This is a genomic window from Stenomitos frigidus ULC18, assembly GCF_003003795.1.
In the GTDB taxonomy this organism is placed as follows: domain Bacteria; phylum Cyanobacteriota; class Cyanobacteriia; order Leptolyngbyales; family Leptolyngbyaceae; genus Stenomitos; species Stenomitos frigidus_A.
In genome coordinates this window covers 1-19,020 of sequence record NZ_PVWK01000138.1, presented here as the reverse complement: position 1 = coordinate 19,020, position 19,020 = coordinate 1, and the positions used below count along the sequence as shown (strand labels likewise).

General features: G+C 51.5%; 14 protein-coding genes. 8 read left to right on the top strand and 6 right to left on the bottom strand.

Annotated elements, in window-relative coordinates; translation table 11 throughout:
• Window position 1: 1 nt before the first annotated feature.
• Entirely contained in the window at window positions 2-1,537 is a 1,536-nt protein-coding gene (locus C7B82_RS25180) for a SulP family inorganic anion transporter (protein ID WP_219904691.1), read from the bottom strand.
• A gap of 282 nt (window positions 1,538-1,819) precedes the next feature.
• Between C7B82_RS25180 and C7B82_RS25175 the strand changes: the two genes are divergently transcribed.
• Both C7B82_RS25175 and C7B82_RS25170 read left to right on the top strand, forming a co-directional pair.
• A complete protein-coding gene (locus C7B82_RS25175) occupies window positions 1,820-2,743 on the top strand; it encodes an alpha/beta fold hydrolase (protein ID WP_181357662.1) in 924 nt (307 codons plus the stop codon).
• Window positions 2,744-2,802: 59 nt separating this feature from the next.
• A complete protein-coding gene (locus tag C7B82_RS25170; RefSeq protein ID WP_106259508.1) occupies window positions 2,803-3,735 on the top strand; it encodes a serine hydrolase in 933 nt (310 codons plus the stop codon).
• Between the two features lie 41 nt (window positions 3,736-3,776).
• Here C7B82_RS25170 and C7B82_RS25165 read toward each other — a convergent pair whose 3' ends face one another.
• From C7B82_RS25165 to ctpA, 3 genes are all read right to left on the bottom strand, one after another.
• Entirely contained in the window at window positions 3,777-6,083 is a 2,307-nt protein-coding gene (locus C7B82_RS25165) for a GAF domain-containing protein (RefSeq protein WP_106259507.1), read from the bottom strand.
• 632 nt (window positions 6,084-6,715) lie between these two features.
• Window positions 6,716-7,966: an HD domain-containing protein gene (locus C7B82_RS25160; protein ID WP_106259524.1), complete on the bottom strand. Its 1,251-nt coding sequence runs from the start codon at window positions 7,964-7,966 to the stop codon at window positions 6,716-6,718.
• The gene (ctpA, locus tag C7B82_RS25155) at window positions 7,956-9,245 is read right to left on the bottom strand and encodes a carboxyl-terminal processing protease CtpA (protein ID WP_106259506.1); all 1,290 of its coding nucleotides are present in this window, start codon (window positions 9,243-9,245) and stop codon (window positions 7,956-7,958) included. The genes C7B82_RS25160 and ctpA overlap by 11 nt, the downstream gene beginning before the upstream one ends.
• A 345-nt stretch (window positions 9,246-9,590) precedes the next feature.
• Between ctpA and petB the strand changes: the two genes are divergently transcribed.
• The 3 genes from petB to C7B82_RS25140 all read left to right on the top strand — a co-directional run bounded on the left by petB (window position 9,591) and on the right by C7B82_RS25140 (window position 11,525).
• On the top strand, window positions 9,591-10,259 hold the full coding sequence (gene petB, locus C7B82_RS25150; RefSeq protein ID WP_106259505.1) for a cytochrome b6: 669 nt from the start codon (window positions 9,591-9,593) through the stop codon (window positions 10,257-10,259).
• Between the two features lie 109 nt (window positions 10,260-10,368).
• Window positions 10,369-10,851 carry a cytochrome b6-f complex subunit IV gene (gene petD, locus C7B82_RS25145; protein ID WP_106259504.1) on the top strand — a complete coding sequence of 161 codons (483 nt, stop codon included), beginning with the start codon at window positions 10,369-10,371 and terminating at the stop codon, window positions 10,849-10,851.
• 293 nt (window positions 10,852-11,144) lie between these two features.
• Window positions 11,145-11,525: a hypothetical protein gene (locus tag C7B82_RS25140; protein ID WP_106259523.1), complete on the top strand. Its 381-nt coding sequence runs from the start codon at window positions 11,145-11,147 to the stop codon at window positions 11,523-11,525.
• 108 nt (window positions 11,526-11,633) lie between these two features.
• On the opposite strand, the gene C7B82_RS25135 is transcribed toward C7B82_RS25140, so the two are convergent.
• Both C7B82_RS25135 and C7B82_RS25130 read right to left on the bottom strand, forming a co-directional pair.
• Window positions 11,634-12,056 (bottom strand): hypothetical protein, encoded by a 423-nt coding sequence (locus C7B82_RS25135; protein WP_106259522.1) that lies wholly within the window; start codon window positions 12,054-12,056, stop codon window positions 11,634-11,636.
• A gap of 112 nt (window positions 12,057-12,168) precedes the next feature.
• A complete protein-coding gene (locus C7B82_RS25130; RefSeq protein WP_106259503.1) occupies window positions 12,169-14,046 on the bottom strand; it encodes a tetratricopeptide repeat protein in 1,878 nt (625 codons plus the stop codon).
• 331 nt (window positions 14,047-14,377) lie between these two features.
• Between C7B82_RS25130 and C7B82_RS25125 the strand changes: the two genes are divergently transcribed.
• The 3 genes from C7B82_RS25125 to C7B82_RS25115 all read left to right on the top strand — a co-directional run bounded on the left by C7B82_RS25125 (window position 14,378) and on the right by C7B82_RS25115 (window position 18,781).
• Window positions 14,378-14,935, top strand: coding sequence for a porin family protein (locus C7B82_RS25125; RefSeq protein ID WP_245940087.1), 558 nt, complete (start codon window positions 14,378-14,380; stop codon window positions 14,933-14,935).
• A 180-nt stretch (window positions 14,936-15,115) separates the two neighbouring features.
• Window positions 15,116-16,438 carry an inorganic phosphate transporter gene (locus tag C7B82_RS25120; protein ID WP_106259502.1) on the top strand — a complete coding sequence of 441 codons (1,323 nt, stop codon included), beginning with the start codon at window positions 15,116-15,118 and terminating at the stop codon, window positions 16,436-16,438.
• A 405-nt stretch (window positions 16,439-16,843) separates the two neighbouring features.
• A complete protein-coding gene (locus C7B82_RS25115; protein ID WP_245940086.1) occupies window positions 16,844-18,781 on the top strand; it encodes a DMT family transporter in 1,938 nt (645 codons plus the stop codon).
• Window positions 18,782-19,020 lie beyond the last annotated feature (239 nt).

Below are 19,020 nucleotides of genomic sequence, written 5' to 3'. Positions count from 1 at the left end.
CTTAAGCGATCAAGCTGGCATCGTCATCAAGGACGATCGCATACTCTGGTACGCCAGCGCGACGGATGGCTTGATCGCTGTCTGGGTTGAGTCCCACCAAGGATACGTGCTTTTCAAGGCGATGATATTTAGCCACGACTTTAGCGATCGCGACGGCTGCTGCATGATCCCATACGTGAGAGCGGCTAAAGTCAATCACAATGCGGTGCGGATCAGCGCTGTAGGTAAAGCGATCCAACAAACTAGCAGCAGAGCCAAAGAACAGTTGCCCTGACAACACGTAAAGCTTCGTACCATCCTGATCAACAGACGTGGTGATGCGCGTTTGGGCAAGCCGCCAGCCAAACATGAGCGTACTCAAAATCACGCCTGCAAGCACTCCTTGAGCTAAGTCATGGGTCAATAAGGCGATCGCGGCCGTAAAAGGCATGATGATCACTTCACCTAGCGGCATGGTGCGCAGACTCTTGAGGGAGCTAAAGTCAAATGTTTCAAACGACACCATAATCATGACGCCAATCAACGCTGCCATCGGAATCTGCTGTACGAGGTCCCGCAGGACAAAGATGGAAAACAGCAGGAAGGCTCCCGCGACGGCTGTTGATAACCGATGGCGACCGCCTGATCGCACGTTGATGATCGACTGACCGACCATGCCACAACCTGCCATACCACCCAAAAAGCCAGTCACCATGTTCGCAATGCCTTGACCCCGCACTTCTTTGTCTTTGGAACTGCGGGTATCCGTCAGGTCATCCAGCAGGGCAGCGGTCAGCAGTGATTCCAGCAAGCCCACGATCGCCAGCGTCAGTGCATAGGGCAGAATAATCGCCAGCGTTTCCAGTGAAAAGCTGACATTAGGCAGATGGAAGACAGGCAGGTTACGCGTGATTGCGCCAATATCACCCACTCGATGAATGGGTAGCTGAGCGACAATCGCGACAATGGTCATCGCCACAATGGCCACCAATGGCGACGGTACAACCTTCGTCAGGCGAGGGAAGACATACACAATGGCAAGTGTTGCGGCGACCATGACATAGGCCTGCCAGGACTCTCCTGGTAATTGCTGCACCTGTGCCACAAAAATTAAGATGCCCAGAGCATTCACAAAGCCTGAAATGACCGTTTGAGGGATGAAACTAAAGAAGCGTCCAAGCTTGAAAAGACCAATCAAAAATTGAATGATTCCTGTCAGAATCGTCGCCGCAAAGAGATACTCCACACCGTGCTTAGCGACTAATGTTGTCATCAGCAGCGCCATTGACCCCGTAGCGGCTGAGATCATGGCTGGGCGACCGCCTGCCAGCGCAATTACAACCGCCATGCTGAAGGAGGTGTAGAGCGCTACCATTGGGTTCACTTTGGCGATCGCGGCAAAGGCAAGCGACTCTGGAATCAACGCCAGAGCGACTGTAATGCCTGCTAGCACTTCAACTGGAATCGTTGAAAAAGGTAGCTTACGAGTCAGCCTGGATTTGAGCGAGCGCATACGCCCAACCGTGGCTTTGCTGGCACTCATTTTAATGGAAAGCATGCTAATCCCTGGAATGTTTTGGTGGCTTCTTAAATGGAACCAGGTGAATCGATGAGATTAGACGGATGCTAGCTTGTTAGCAGCGAAAACTGAATTGTCTACGTAGCCTTGCCGTAAGATTTGATGATTGCTTTACGCAAATCCGGTTTGATGTAAAGTTCTGACAAATCTGCTCACTCCAGCAGCCAGTCGCTACGTAAGTTTTCCTCCGTAAGGATGTTACAGGTGACGCCTCTGCTTCAGCTACGTCAAAGTACGCCAAAATGTTGCATCCTAGTAGGTATGCAACCTCAACCTTCGACGACTATTCCAGTGGGCATGCAGACTCTGTTCTACACCTGGCAGAACTATCGTTGTGCATACGATCGCCTAGCTCCCGATGGCTCACCAGACGGCGTGCCGCTACTCTTACTTCATCCGATCGGCGTAGGGCTATCGCGTACGTTTTGGCAGCGCTTTTGCAACGAGTGGTATCGCACAGGGCAGCGTAACCTGATTTATAATCCCGATTTGCTCGGTTGCGGCGAGAGTGCCATGCCACAGATTGCGTACTATCCGTTGGACTGGGCAAAGCAACTGCAGTACTTTCTGCAAACCGTCATTCAAACACCTGTTGTGCTGGTGGTGCAGGGAGCCTTGCTACCAGTGGCGATCGAACTCGCCCACCGACAACCGGATCTGATCCGAGGCTTAGTGATGAGTGGCCCACCCGCTCGCACATTGCTTGCCAAAGCCAACCCAGCCTGGCAACAGCGGGTCAGTTGGAATCTGTTCAATTCGCCGCTTGGTGGTGGGTTCTACCGCTATGCGAGACGATCGCAATTCCTCCAATCTTTTTCCATTCGCCAACTGTTCGCCACATCGGATGCCGTTGATTCAGAGTGGTTAGCAATGCTCAAGGAGGGATCGGCTGATTTGGCCAGCCGTCATGCAGTGTTCTCTTTTTTAGCGGGCTTCTGGCGACAGGACTATACCGCTAAGCTAGCTACGATCGCTCAGCCAACGTTGGTCGCGATGGGCGAACAGGCGTCTAGCATCAGTCGTAAAGGGAAGACAGAAACCCCAGACGAGCGGTTGCACGACTATCTGGCTTGCTTACCCAACAGTGAAGGCACGAAGCTTCCTGGACGCAATGTGCTGCCCTATGAAGCGACAACAGAGTTCGTACGGGCGATCGTGCCTTTTGTTGAGCGATTGAGCGGGTAGGGACGTGTTGAGTGTTGAGTCGAGATTCATGAGGCTGGGACGGCTGAGGTTAAGCATCTATGTTTTTTCATAAAGACGAGCAATTGGAAGCGTTGGGCGATCGCCTTCTGGACAAAGCTTGGGCGGAGTTTCCTGGTTTGGCTCGCAACCAGTTGGCGCTCACCTGGTTGGTATACGATCCCCCTGCTCCGGTAAATACGGGCGGTGCTTTGAGTGCCGAGGCCTTCTGGCAATATTCTCCGCGTGGTTTTAGCTATCGTGGCGTTGAGAGCATCTATCCTGCCAGCGTGGTCAAATTGTTTTACCTGGTGGCAATCCATGAATGGTTGGAGCAAGGCATGGTGCAAGCATCGCCTGAGTTAGAGCGAGCCATGAAAGATATGATTGTGGACTCCAGCAACGATGCGACTAGTCTGGCCGTAGACATGTTGACTGGCACCACAAGTGGCCCTGAGCTGCCTGTAGCGCCCTTCGAAACCTGGAAGCAGCAGCGAAATATTGTGAACCGCTACTTTCAGTCGCTCGCTTGGACGGAGCTAGACACTATTAATGTCAACCAAAAAACCTGGTGCGATGGTGCCTATGGGCGCGAACGGGCCTTTTTGGGCGAGTTGATGGATAACCGCAATCGGCTCACCACGACCGCTACGGCACGCTTGCTGCATAGCATTGTGGGCGGTGTGGCAACCTCAGCGACACGATCGCAGTCCATGATGCAACTCATGCAGCGATCGCTCAAACCCGATGACTTGGCGGCTGATCCAGAAAATCAGGTTACTGGTTTTCTCGGCGCGGGGCTACCGTTAGACGCGCAGCTTTGGTCGAAAGCAGGGCTAATGAGCCGTGTGCGCCACGATGCTGCCTATATTGAATTGCCCAATGCTCGCCCTTATTTGCTAGTCGTTTTTACAGAAGGCACTGCCCATAGTCAAAACGAAGCGATTCTCCCCTTTCTCTCACGGCAAGTGGTAGAAGCGGTTGCCTCTCTGTAGGGACGTGCTATGGAGCGTCCGATTCCATTGGCTTCGTCAAACTACATTGGTTCTGTCGGAAACGTAATGATGAACGTTGTCTGACCGTTTTCGCTCTCAGCGTGAATGCTGGCTCCCAAATGCTCAGTGAGCCGTTTGACCAGCGCTAAACCTAAGCCGGTACCACCATGCTTCCAGGGATCGCTGTTTGGAATGCGGTAAAACTTATCGAAGATACGGTCTAACTCGTTCTTGCCAAGCTCAACACCTGTGTTACGGACGTGAATTTGCAAGTGATTGCTCGTCGTGATTGTAAAGACACCGACTGTTTCACCTGGTGGTGTGTATTTGAATGCGTTGTGCAGCAGTTCAGTGAGAATGCGCTCCAGGTAAGAAAAGTCAGTGGTTAATGGCGGCAGACGGGACGGTACTTCCACCAGAAGAGTTTGCTGTTGGCTCTTAGCGCGATCGACAAATACGTTTGCAATGCCAGGAATCCAGCTTTGCAAATCTTTAGTGGTTAATGTTAAGGGATCGTCTCCAGACTCGACGCGAGAGAGATCCAACAAATTATTAATGAGATTGATTTCACGCTGACACTCATCCTGAAGCACCTTGAAATATTGGGAAATGCGGCTTGACTCGTGGTTGAAAACCCCCATTTGCTTAAACAGGATCTCCAGCATTTGAGTCGCCATTTTAATATTTGCCATGGGTGTCCTCAGTTCGTGGGAAACGGAACTGAGGAAATCGTCTTTAAGGTAGTTCAACTGCTCCAGGTTGCTTACCTGCGCCTGAATTTCTTGATAAAGGCGCGATTGGCGGAGGGCGATCGCGCACTGATTTGCCACTTGCTGTACCAGTCGAATCTCCGAATCGTCGAAGCACTGATCGCATGGTCGGAAAAGCCACATATCTCCTAAAATGCCCTGGTTGTCGATGAGAGGGCAACTCAAAATCGTAAACCGATGGCTTACTGCGCGGAATGCATCTAGTGGACTGCTAAGAGAACAAAATTGTATCCATTGTCCCTGTAGTGTTTGCTCGCCGATCGTTGACAGGGTTTCTAAGGAAATGACGGCCCCCTTCGCTGTCGCAAAATTGTCTGACCGAATGGCCTCATAGCAGATGGTGATTGTGCTGCATTCGGGGTCATAAAGACCAGTATCACAGCATAAAACGTCTAGCTCAGCCGCTAATTCTTGTACCGTTGTTTGCAGAATGTGACGTTCATCCAGGCTGTCACGCACCCGATCAGTAATGCGTTTCAATAGGGCTTCATAGTCAAGCGCTTTGCGAAGCTGTGCCGTACGTTCCTGCACCTGGTTTTCCAGGGTTTCGTTCAGCTGCCGCACCTGCTGATAAAGCTGAGACTGCTGAATTGCGATCGACAGTTGGTCAACGACGGCTCTAGCTAGTTCGACTTCTGCTTCTTGCCAGGGCTGTTGATGATCTCGAATCAGTGCCAGGCAGCCCCACAGCTTTGCCTCAAAATGTAGCGGTACTAAGAGCCATGTTCCTGGGAGAAACTGAGCATACTGACTGACCGTTGCATCGGGATGTTGGGCAACGTCTTCTAGCTGCACCACTTCCAGTTGTTTCAGTTGAGAGATCGGTTGATTGGCATCATCCGCAAACTCCATACCTGCAATACTGGTCAGCCGCACTTGGTAGTGACTATCCGAAACAACCTTCCAAACAGGACGTGCTGGTAAATATTGAATGATATCGGCACGGTCTGCCTGGAGCAACTGAGCAATTTCAGCGGTTGCTGTGCCAAACACAGTATCCAAATCCAGCGAATTTCGAATGGCTTGAATGACACGATTCAGGGCTTCTTCACGCTGGGCTCGGAGTTGCAGTTGGTCGTAGAAGCGGCGGCGATCAATGCCCTCCCGCTCATAGGCAGACGATCCGGACGGCAAAGGTTGAGTAGGCGCTTCAAGCCAGATATCTGGATCCACTGCTTGCAGCAAACTACGCTCTGTCAACACTCCCAACACTTGTCCAGTCTGATCCACAACGGGCAAGTGCTGAAGGCGGTGGTGTTGCATGACCTGCCACGCAGTGCTCAACGCTTCAGAATCTCTAAGGGTGATGGGCGATCGCGTCATGAAGTCTGCAATCGTTGTTGTTTCTGGGTCAACGCCCGTCGCGATCGCCCGCAAACAGTCCTGCTCTGTGCAAAGACCGACCAATTGCTGCTGTTCCAGCACCAGAACGCAACCTACCTGGCTTTGGCTCAAACGCTGAATCGCCTCCAGGATAGTCGCTCCTGGCTCTAGGGTAAGGGGTAGTTGGCACATCGCGTTGGCTGACGGAACCTGCATATGACCATAAAGTAAAGAGAAAACACCTGAAACGGTCATGGCTTTGCGCTAGTCTAGCCCCTGGGGAAGAAAAAACGGGCTAAGACGGTCAGACAACGGGCTGTAAGACCAATGTATGGACTGTAATTGTAATCCCATACAGCAAAGCAGGGGCAGAGGACTACACTTCAGCCCTGAGAAAAGTATCTCCGAACAGTACCTAGAGCCTAATGATACGCCCTTAGGACTTGTTAAAAAATAACTGCATACTTTTGGCTTAGCTATCAGCTATCAGCTATCAGCTTTTCTCTAATGGCTGACCGCTGACCGCTGATGGCTGACCGCTACAGTCCATGACGTTATTTCTTTACAGCCCCTTAGCCTCCTCCACAGTGGATTACTGTAGATTGCTGATCGACGGTTAAGTTGCAGCTAACCGTCACGTTGCGGGCACCCAGTTGTGAATGTGGTTACTAGCTTTGAAACTCTATAGACGATAGTTGAGCACCTACATTTGAACATTTACACCTACATTTGAACATCTACAGACGGTAACGTGCAAACGCTAAAGCGCAAAGTCTGTACTTGAATATGTCCTTGAAGTGGATGGTCTCGTCTTTGTTATGGTTTCTTGTGGACTTATAGTTTCTTGGACTGACACTGAATGTACTGATTCTGCTTGTGCTTTCGCTTCATTGCGTTTTCAAGAGGGCTGACTCCAGCGAGCGTGGATAGATCAACCAGGCTCGCTCATAGGGGTTTGTCAACGTCTGCACTAAGGGTGATAATTCGCTCAGCTCCTGTAGCCCTTTAGTTGTTTGGCATTTAATCCCACGCTGGTAGAGGGTATAGCCACGACTAAGCGACACCTGCAAGCCTGCGTAGTACGAAGCGTTACCGTGTGCAGTTGCAAGCCACTGATGCACCCTCTCTAAAAGGGCTTGACGTTCAGCCTCAGGCAAGTGAGTGACATCCAATGTTTTGGGCAGATCACGATCGATAAACCGTCGGCAAAGATCAGCTAAAAGTGGGTCCTTACTGGCTTGCCATCGCTGCAGGTGATACGTAAACACTCCATCATCGGCAGCGAGATACTGATCCAGAGGTAGGCGATCGCAGTGCCCAGATAACCATGCCGTAACGGTTGCGTCAGCGTCTAGATGTCCCTGCTGCAAAAGCTCACGAGCCCGTACAAATGCTTGCTGCAAGACCCAGCAGGCCGCAATATTTTTGGGATGGTTGTAAACCTGGGCATACATGAAATAGCGCACGATCAGGTAGTGCTCAACGGCGGTCATCCCCTTGCGTGCGACCACAAGTTGTTGCGTCACCGGGTCATAGCGCATCGCCATCAGAATCCGATCCAGGTCAATTCTGCCGTAGGATGCCCCGGTGAAATAGCTGTCACGCATCAAGTAGTCCAGGCGATCGCAATCAAGCTGACTCGAAACGAGCTGCCAGACGAGCGGAAGCGGATGCTTTTTGAGATAGACCTGAAGGATCTCCTCAAATAAATCAGGGCTAACCGCGTCTAGAGCCTCACGAATCGGTGCCGACTCTTGCAAAATGCGACCTGTCCAATGCTCATGGTTGCTGCCAAAGACTTCTTCTCCGGTATGGCTAAAAGGGCCGTGTCCAATATCGTGCAGTAGAGCAGCGCACAGCACCACGGCACGATAGTGCTGGAGTTGGGGATAGACGCTGGCTAACCGATCGAACGCCCGACGTGCGATCGCCACCACCCCAAGAGAGTGCGTAAACCGTGAACTTTCGGCTCCGTGAAATGTAAGACTGGCTGGGCCTAACTGCCGTACACGTCGCAGTCGCTGAAAAGCAGGCGTATCGATCAGGCGAATCAACAGGGCTTCGGTCGAGTCGCTACCGTCTAGGGCGATCGCGCCATGCAGTGGATCGTGGTAGGTTCGCTCTGTACTAAGCAGCACCGGCAATCATCGAATGGGTGGTCAACAATTCTACGGCGGCTTGATACTGGCGATCGGCAGGAGTGCCAACCTGCGCGCCTGTAATGGGTTTAAGCGACACGATCACGTCTGGTTTGATGCCTAGTTTATTGATATCAATGTGACCGGGCGTTTCATACTTTGCTACGGTGACAGCCAAACCCGAACCATCAGACAAATCAAACAATGATTGAATCAGCCCTTTCCCAAAGGTCTTTTCACCCAAGATAGTGGCGCGACCGTTGTCTTTCAGTGCTCCTGCCAGAATTTCGCTAGCGCTTGCTGTGCCCTGATTGACCAACACAATTAGGGGATCGTTTGTCAAGGCCTGCTCTGTCGCCTCAAAGCTACCTTGAATACCCTGACGATTCACCGTGTACACGATCGTTCCCTTGTTGAGCCAAAGACGAGCAATCTCAATGCCAGCCTGCAGCAGTCCCCCCGGATTATTGCGCAAGTCGAGAATATAGGAGTCTGCACCCTGCTTTTCCATGCGTTCGATGGCGTGGGCAAGCTCAACTGTTGCATTCGCATTAAACTGGCTCAAACGGATGTAGCCAATCTTGTCAGGCGCATCTTTACTTGCTGAAGCGGTGCTTGCTGCAGCTGGGTTGACTGGAGCTGGCTCCGATCGCAGCTCAGCATAGACCGGGTTCAGCTCGATGCGATCGCGCACTACTTCAAGGTCAAACGACGCTTCTTTGTCGCGCTGAATGGTTAGCGTCACCCGGCTACCAATCGTCCCACGCATGCGCCCTGCCGCTTCATCAAGCGTGAATGTTTCCGTTGGCGCACCGTCAATTTTCACAATGGTATCGGCTGGTTTAATGCCTGCCAGTGCCGCTGGAGAGCCCACAATGGGCGCAATGACACGCAGCTTGCCCGTTTCCGCATCAGATGCAATCTGCAGCCCAACACCCGTCAGCTCTCCTGACGTATTGGTTTGCAAGCTCCGATACTGCACAGGCTTCAGCAGCCGCGTAAATGGATCGTCCAAACCTGCCAGCATTTGCTGGATTGCTGCATAGGTTTGCTCGCGATCACCTAACGGTTGCTTAAACGCCTTTTGGCGCACAAGCCACCAATTTTGATGGTTGAATGTGTCATCAACGTACGCGCGATCGACCAACCGCCAAACTTCTGCCAGCAGTTTTTGCTCCTCGGTCAACGCCTGCGCCTGTGGCACTGACCAATGCAAGGCGATCAAAATTGCTAACAGAACCGCCGCCAGCCGTCTAGCCCAAGAGAGATGTTTGCTCATAGTGATTAATCTTAACGTCAGGAACGAAAAGTCGGCTACTCCGATCGTGCAATTGGGGCTCGATCCTGAGCTGGAATTAAAGTCAAAATAGCCTGTCTCTCCTGCCTCCTGCTTTTGCTTCGTCTTGATCGATTGATTGCATCCGTTTCATGATGGCTGCTTTAGAAAAGTTTATGCAAGCTTAAGGATCGCAAGCCTTGGACGCACTTGGTCACAAAGTGGGCAGATGCAAGTGCCGACAGACGCTAGGGTCAGAAGAATGATTCACTTTGCGCGTGAAATCCAGCCTACGTCTGTGTTACATTTTTTAGGAACAGCCATACATCTTTTAGGAATTCTTGCTTCATGTTCACTAAGCAGGTGACCGACTCGAAGGCATTCCAGTGGTTCGAGGAACGGCTAGAAATTCAGGCGCTCGCCGATGACATTTCTAGCAAGTATGTCCCTCCCCACGTAAACATTTTTTACTGTCTGGGCGGCATTACGCTGGTTTGCTTCCTCATCCAGTTTGCCACTGGTTTTGCAATGACGTTTTACTACAGACCAACCGTTGCTGAAGCGTTTGAATCCGTTCAATACCTCATGAACGAAGTCAGCTTTGGCTGGTTGATCCGCTCCATTCACCGCTGGTCTGCCAGCATGATGGTGCTGATGATGGTTTTACATACCTTCCGGGTTTATCTAACGGGCGGTTTCAAAAAGCCTCGTGAGCTGACCTGGGTAACAGGTGTTATCCTCGCTGTAATTACCGTCTCATTCGGTGTTACGGGCTATTCACTCCCTTGGGATCAAATCGGTTACTGGGCAGTCAAAATTGTCTCTGGTGTGCCTGAAGCGATTCCAGTCGTAGGCGTGCTAATTTCCGATTTGTTGCGCGGCGGTTCTAGCGTTGGACAGGCAACGTTGACCCGTTATTACAGTGCTCACACCTTCGTCTTGCCGTGGTTGATTGCAGTCTTTATGTTGCTGCACTTCCTGATGATTCGGAAGCAAGGTATTTCCGGTCCTTTGTAAGGCTTGATTGACCTATTTCGAGGTCAACCCTTTGATGGGGGTGATACTCGATTACGTTTTTTGCGTCCACCCCCTGCTGACTTCAGAAAAAAAGGAGAGCAACACTACTATGGCAACGGTTAAAAAACCGGATCTATCTGATCCTCAGTTGCGTGCCAAACTTGCCAAGGGTATGGGTCACAACTATTACGGTGAGCCTGCTTGGCCAAACGATTTGCTCTACATCTTCCCGGTTGTGATTCTGGGAACGATCGCGCTGAACGTTGGTCTGGCAGTTCTCGATCCAGCAACCGTTGGTGAGCCTGCTGATCCCTTCGCAACTCCGCTAGAAATCTTACCTGAATGGTATCTTTATCCCGTGTTTCAGATCCTACGCACTGTACCCAACAAGCTTTTGGGTGTGGTTGCAATGGCTTCAGTCCCACTGGGAATGATTGTGATTCCGTTCATTGAAAACGTCAACAAGTTTCAAAACCCCTTCCGCCGCCCAGTCGCTACTACTGTGTTCCTTTTTGGCACGCTGGTGACTCTCTGGCTTGGTATTGGCGCAACGTTTCCAATTGATAAATCGCTCACGCTTGGTTTGTTTTAGGACATTAGCTTGCCCTAGACCATTACCAGTTGACTGTGCTCAACACCTGTTAAATTCTCTTTGTGGCGGCTCGCTGTAGGAGAATTTGATGGGTGTTGTTTTATGTTTCAAGCGACGCAATCAAGCCAACAGAGCGGGTCTTCCAAGCAGGCCATTGATTGTTCGCAAACAACAGAACGGCGTTCTCATAGTAGGGATACCTACCCTAGCTGTGTAGGGAACTTCCATTAGGCACCGGGGCATTTTCTCAGTAGGATGGGAGTATTCAAGCCTACGTTGTGCAGGAGACTGCCGTGAACCAGGATAGCTTTAAGAATCTCCAAATTGGCTTTGCTGAAGTCAGCCGTCTACTTTTACCCTTTGCCATTATTTGGCTACTTGGTGCGATCGGTCTCGGTTGGCTCGTCAAATCACTTTTCATCCTGGTGGGGCTGATTCTCATTACACCAGTGATTGCCTTCTTTGGGCTGCGCTGGTGGCTGAAGCGCAACCTCATCCAGTCTGACTGTCCTGTATGCCATTACGAGTTTGTCAGTTTGAATCAGACGGAGTTTAGCTGCCCGAACTGTAGTGAAGCGTTGAAAGTGGAAAATGGGCGCTTCAGTCGGCTGACTCCACCCGGAACGATTGATGTGAGTGCAGTTGAGGTGCCTGCCCAAACCATTGAGGATTAGTTTGTTAGCGGAATGTGGCCCATAACGCTTGTATTCCGCTAAGGCGAAAGCGACGGTAGGAACGTTAGATGCAACGTTCCTACCGTCGCTTTGATCGGTCTTGGTAACTTAACTGCGCGAGATCGACAATGTATAGGGGTGTTGGCCCTTAGCACGATCGCCCACATACACCGAGTAAGTGCCTTTACTCCATCGTCCAGGAATCGTGATTTTCCCATTAGAGTAGCTGTCTGCTGGGACGCAGAAGTCTTGACCAGAGCTACTGCGGATTAGCAGGGCGGGCTCACCAGCGGCCTGAAGCGTGAACTGCAGATTAGCGTCTGCAGTGATCTGAACGACGTGATTTGGAGCCGGCGCAATCGAACCAGCGCAACCTTTACTATCTTGCTTGCTGCCACCCGATGTACCGTTGAATTGAACGGTTTGTGAGTTAGGAGTAATGGCAACCACTTGACTGAGTGCGACAGACGCAGTTCCCAACGCGAGCGCAGCAGCGATCGGGATGCCTAACCAATGTCTTAAAGCTTTCATTTGACTCATCTCCACCAACACCTGAAACACATTTAATACATTCAGTATTACAAGTAGCAGAGGAGATAACCGAATAAATGTACCTGTTTCTAGAGTGGCACTTGATTGGATGCTAGTCAGGCTGTCGGTATTGCTCAATCAAGCTGGGCAGATGGTCATAGCCGTCGACACCGATCAGGGCAATCAGTTCGGGTCGCAGTTGCGCTAAGGTTGCCGTAAAGGCATCGCCCATCTGCCCTTGGAGGATGGTCAAGAGCCCAGCAGGCTGTCGCCAATCGCGAGAAGCAATGCTTTCAAGGAGATACATCCCCAGGCAACCGGTGTAGACTGCTCGGTTCATCTCTTGCAAGCGATAGTAGGCTTCTGCTAAGTATGCCAGATTGAGTCCTTGCAGATAGAGATCGCCAGCGACCTGAGCGGCCTTAAATCCATCTGACAGGTAGACGATCGCAGCCTGGGGTTGCTCTAAAACGACATGGGCAATCCCCAAGCTGTTGAACGCAAATGCTTGACTCTGGCGGTCGCCCAACTGCTCAGCGAGTTTTAAGCCTTGCTGTAAATAGCTGATGGCAGCTTCGTAGACCTCCGGTTCGGCTTGCTCGACCTGTTGCGCTTGAAAGACTTCGCCATGACCCAAATTCACCAGAGCGTTAGCTTCACCCAACCGATCGCCCGACTGACGGCTGAGGATCAGCGCTCGTTGACTGTAATTGATCGCTTCGCTGTAGTTTTTCTGAGCAACGCAAGTACGGCTGAGGTGGTTGAGATTCGCAATTTCGCAGGGACGATCGCCCGCTTCTGAGGCAATGTCTCGTGCGATCGTGTGAAATTCTTTTGATCGCTCGAGTAGCCCTTGCGCTCGTTCCGAGGAGCCGATCAAGGTGAGAATGCGTGCTTTTTCTTGAGTGCCTTCTGCCCGTCGGAGCGGTTCATCGAGATAATTCACCACGCTCCGCAACTGGCTGCCCGGAAAGGAGGCAAATACGCCGCCATACAAAGGAAAGTAAGGACGCTGAGCGAACGATCGCAAAATCTGTAGCGTGACTTGAAAGGCTCCTTCTGAAAACTGGCTGCGATGGAACGAGTTGAGTGCGGTTGCCTGATCAAACCCGCGTGCCAGTTGTGACCAAAGAATAGAGAACGCCAGAAAAGTGGAAATCGATAACTTGGCACCTACTTTGGCATCGTAGACAAGGCGATCGAACCAGGCCACTAAGCCTTGTTGGATGTATTGCAAAAGAATGACTAATTCAACCCAGGTACTGCGATCGAAGGCAGACACGTGAGCAACGAAGTCGCTGGTGGGTTCGTTGAGCGATAGTGATCGAAACAATTGAAGCAGTAGGGGATTGGTCAATTGCTGTGCCCACACAGCCCACGGATTTCCCTGTCCTGGCGTACCAGCAAACCCAAGCGTTTGCCCCTGGTCATAGATCCAACTAACTAGATGGTCTTGGACGCGTTCCCATGTGGTCAACCCTTGGTGAATGCCTGCTGCCAACTGATGCAGTTCTTCCTGTACGTCGCCGCTACTGGCATCGCCCTGCTGCTTGAGTGCACTTGCAAGCTGTTTGAGTTGGCTAGTACTAAGGCATTGAGGCTGATTTGGATCGATCGCCCGCAAAAAAGCAGTGAGGCGTTGTGCGGATTCAGCCGTAATAATTTTTTGGATGACACTGGCGATCGCTTCTGTGGCTTGATTCAGTTGCTGCCAGCGCTCCCATTCGCCTTGAATTGTTTGCATGGCTCGACGGCTACGAGCGGCTTTTGCTTGCTTTAGCTCATCCGTTTCCGTATCCAACCGTACTTGTATAGTCTCAACCTGACTCTGCAAGACGCGTTCAAACAATTCGCCAGTCCCGGCAGCGACCCCTTCAACTAACAATTGATAGACCTGTTCCTTCGAACGAATATTGCCCTTCAGGGTCATCTGCACAATCTGGTCAATCAGCTGCTGATAGCGTTCGGAGGGAGGAAGAATCTCTGACATACAGACCAACTAGCAAAGTAAGGCAAACTTTTGGGGGCACTACTATGACATAACACGCCATCAAACCGGAATCGCAGCAATTTATGACGCCAGCGCCATCGATCGCTGGAAGGCACAATCATCTCATTTAAGCCGCTTCGGAGCGATAAACCTGAAGCGTTAACGCAGTCAGCACCAAGTCAGGTAAACGACGCTTCTTAATTCTAAATACATTCTCCAAACACCATCATGATCCCATCAGTGGGTAAATAAGTGATTCAATGCCGAAAAAGTGGGCTAAATTTAAGCATTGAACAAAGCCCTTGCTGGGTGGGTGTTAAGGAGTAACCACATGAACCTTCTCAAGCGTGTCGTTGCCAATCGGCAAACAACACAATTCTGGCGCGGCGGCTCCATGCTGTTAGGTGGCGCTGCACTTGCCGCCAGCATCATGCTGACCCCATCGTCAGCAACGGCACAGGCTGCCTACGGCAGCTATGTAGGGGCGGGTATCGCCGTTGGTTTAACCGATGGTGACGCAGGAGGAGAGCCCCAACGTACCTCAGGTGTGATTGCCGCTCGCTATAAGTTTCTCAAACTGCCGGTTTCGATCAGGACACAAGCATTAATTGGCAAACGCACCACACTCGTCCCAACCATTTCCTACGATCTACCGATCAATTGGCGCACAGATGCTTACTTGGGTGTGGGTGCGGCAGTCCCTCTGGACGACGATCGCACAACGCCGCTGGGCAACAAAACAAGCTTTGCCATTCAGCCAGGTATCGACTACGTTTTGCCCAATAGCCAGGCAGTGATCTTTGGTAATGCTGTCATTGCTTTCGATGCGTATCGCAAAGGAGGCAACACCGCCGCCTCAATTCAGGCTGGCGTTGGCTTAAGATTCTAACGTTAGCTGTCCGTGTTTTTGCGCAGGGGTGTATTCGCTCTTAGCGCTTTACATTGCTAGCAACATTCAACTGACTGACAAGGGAAAGCTTTGAAGTAGCCACTTTCTCTTAGCATAAGTGCGTGCGGTATTGGGATAGTACTGCACGCACTCGTACTTTGTGAACGATCGCACTGACTCATGTTGAGCCTCGCCAGCCTGCTCGCCTTCTACCTTGCTTGGAATCTGGGTGCCAATGACGTTGCCAACTCAATGGGCACATCGGTCGGGTCGAAAGCTGTAACCTTACGACAGGCGTTGGTCATTGCAGGCGTTCTGGAGTTTACGGGAGCTGTACTATTTGGGCAAGACGTCTCGACGACGTTAGCGACAAAACTGATTAACCCGGCTTCGTTTGCGCAAATGCCAGAGACATTGCTGGTGGGCATGGTTGCTGTGCTGCTTGCTTGTGGCGTTTGGCTAAACATTGCGACCAGCAGAGGCTTGCCCGTCTCGTCCTCCCATGCGGTAGTGGGCGCGATCGCTGGCGTTGCCTGTGTGGCGATCGGCCCCCAAGCTGTTGATTGGCAATCGCTAGGAGTGATCACGCTATCCTGGCTGGTCACACCGATTGTAAGCGGGGCGATCGCGGCATTGTTCTACAGCCAAATCAAACGCTGGATTCTTGACGAACCAGACGCGATCGTACAACTCGAAGAATGGATTCCCTGGCTCAGTGTGGCGCTATTGAGCTCTTTTGGCGTCCTTGTTCTCCCCACCATTGTGGAGCGGTTCTTGGGCGCGCCGTTACGATTGCCCACACACACCATTTCGCTCGTGATCGGGGCGATCGGGGCGATCGGTTTAACCTTTTTTAGTTGGCGTCACTTAACTGCGTCAGGAATAGTGGAAGCAGGGGAGGCGAGGGACTTAGAGGCAGCGGGGGGGAAAGGAACCGCAACTCAAACCTCCACTCTTCACCTCTCACCCCTCCCTCCTCCCTCCTCCCCCGTCGAAGCGCTCATGGCTCGCTTTCAACTTTTGAGTGCCTGCTTTGTTGCGTTTGCTCACGGGTCGAATGATGTGGGGAATGCAGTCGCACCGTTGGCCGCGATCGTATACATTCACCGTACAGGCACCGTTCCCGTAGAAGGCTTTCAGGTGCCACTGTGGATTTTAGTGCTAGGTGGTGTCGGCATTGTTGCAGGGCTGGCAGTTTGGGGCGAAAAGGTAATTGCCACGATCGGGGAAGGCATTATTCCACTACAGCCAAGCGGTGGTTTTTGCGCCGAACTCGCAACGGCGACTACTATTTTGTTGGCCTCGCGCCTGGGCTTGCCCGTTTCGACCTCCCACGCGCTGGTTGGTGGTGTGGTTGGTATCGGTTTGGTGCAGTCGATGAACGCGATTCGTCTACAAACCTTGAGCTCGATCGGGCTTGCCTGGGTCATTACGATACCTCTAGCCGCAGTCTTAGGAGCAACAATCTTTAGTCTCAGTCGTTGGTTACTACCGTTTCATTAAGACAAGCAGCGATCGCTTGAAATTTCGTTCTATCCTTTAGTCCATGCCTGAATGCTTGCTGTCACTGCTTAAACTTTTCTTCTCGTAGTGGCAGCTTTTCACTCCTTGCTTCAGCGTAGAAGGAACGGTCTAAACTTTTGGACACTTTGACGACAGTGCTTGACCGTAAATATGCTTCCTTGTAGTCAACTCAGCAGTCATGGATGTTCATCATTGCGCTACATTGCCTGTCTTCGTTTAAATTTTTTCACCTTTGCTTCATCGTTTCCCTCAATGCCGAGTAACGTAAGAACGGATGATTTGAATATGAAGCATTGGTTTAACAAGCAAATGGGGAATTCTTATCGCTATACGGTGATCAATGAGTATTGACACTGATGATTGGCAGATTGGAGGAAACCATTCATGGAGCAACCAGGCGATTCTCCGATGACTGAAGAGCGTTCTACGCGATCGAATACACCGTATGGGCAGTCAGAAACGGGGGCAGAAAGCGCTCGGACAGTTGAACGTGTCCTGCAAGCCGTTACTCAGGATCTTACCCACCTTCAGCAGGACGTCATTGGTCAGCTTTCGCGGGATGTTGCCCGTTTGCAAGCCGAAAAGCTACGGCTAATATCAGATATTGATAAGTTGCAGTCTTACTACCAGACACTGCAATCGCGACAGTTAGAAACCCTCTCGCAACAGCAAATCGCGCAACAGCAGCTTTGGGCAAAACAACTGGCTCAGGTGTTGGCCAGTCATCTGCAAGCGCTCATGATCCAGCGACTGAACCAGCTTGCCGGTACGCAACAAGGGCAATCTGCCTCGCCCGCTAATCCAGGTATGCCTCTGACGGCTGCCAATGGTCACAGTGATAACGCTCATCGTTTGCTGGCGTCCTTGGACTCTACCTTCAGCACCACCTTCAAAGCCTTACAGCAGGATTTGAATAGCTATCAGAGTTCGCTATCACAACAGCTTAACCGGATGCAAAGTCTGGAGCAGCAAGGCGAAGCCATTTTAGAAGCGTTGATTAATCGTCTGCGAGAACAACTTCAAACGGAAGCCAATCGCCCAGTTGCGCCTCACGTGTCTCGCGAGAATGCCTATCCTAGAGAAGCTGGGTATGCCGCAGAAGGCCCTTATCCCAGCGATAGCAGCTATCCATCGCCGCCAACAAATGGCAGTACCACTCAGCGACATCCATCACTGCCATCGCCATCGCCCTCCAGTCAGTCCTATCCGCCGCCCAGCAATTTCTATACTCAGCCACAATCACCACTGATCGCACGTCCTATTCCGCTAGAAGCACCGGGCGCGCCACTTCCCTTACCCACTACACCAAGGGGAGAACTGTCTCATTTTCAATTAGGGCTGGTGCTGGTACTTATCTCGACAGCGGCTCTGTCAATCCACAATGTCGTCGTGCGCATCATTGGGCGCGAGAGTGTGATTTTGGGCTGGCTGGGCGGCGGCCTGAAGCTCGGTGGCTTTATTCACCTGAGTTTAGGGAACTCGCTCCTCATCCTCTGGCTACGGATGCTAGTGGTGCTGCCGCTGATGGTGCCCGTGGCGATGTTTTTATACCCACCGGTGTGGCGAGATCTGAAGAAGTTTTTGACCGCTCCCGATCGTCGCCCCTTATTTAACGTAGTAGGGAGCGGGATGTTTCTGTTTCTATCGCAAGTGCTGATCTATATCGCCATTGGGCAGATTGGCGCTGGCCCAGCAGTGACAATTCTCTTTATGTATCCGATCGTGACAGTGCCGTTGGCGTGGTTTTTGTTTGGCGATCGCCCTACTCGCTTGCGTTGGCTCGTCATGTTCACGATTTTGCTGGGAGTGATTTTTACCGCTTTACCAGGCATCACGTCTGCGGGTAGTAACATGTCCGGGGGAGGCGCATTTATTGCGATCGCGTCAGGTATCGCGTTTGCGTTCTATCTCGTTTGTATGCAGCTTGGTTTCAAGAAGCTCCATCCGATTCCAGTGACGCTGATTCAGTTCTCAACTATCTTCGTGCTGTCTAGCGTCATCTTGACCTTTTTTCCGCCAACGGATGTCCAAGTCGATCAACCTGCTGGCTTTGTCGTAGGTGGTATTCTTCTCGGTGGCTTAACCTTGATTGGCTACTTGACCAATAACTTTGGTGTGCGCTACATGGGAGCAGCCTTGGCTTCCATTGTTGCCTCTAGTGGACCCGTGGTGACAGCGCTATTGGCGTTTTTGCTCATTAACAATCCACTGCAATGGATACAGGTTTTTGGCATTCTGCTGGTAACACTTGGGGTCGGGGCGCTGAGCTTTGAGCGGATGAAGCACCAACGGCAAGCAGTAGCAAGAGCAGCGAAGTCTTGAGCGCACTGGCGGAAGCCTTTAAATCGCTTCAAGTTACAGCCGTTTGCAAATGGGTCAGCTACAGTGCGTAAAGCCTTGCGGCATACAAGAAACGCGGAGCGAGTGCTTTGCACTTACATTTTCCTCGCAGGCGTGAGCGTCTCGCTCACACTCAAGGGACTAATACCGTTTTAATATGAAGCTGCGCCAAATAGGGCTTCGAGAATGAAATTGTAGGCGGTCAACGACGCAATCGTTTC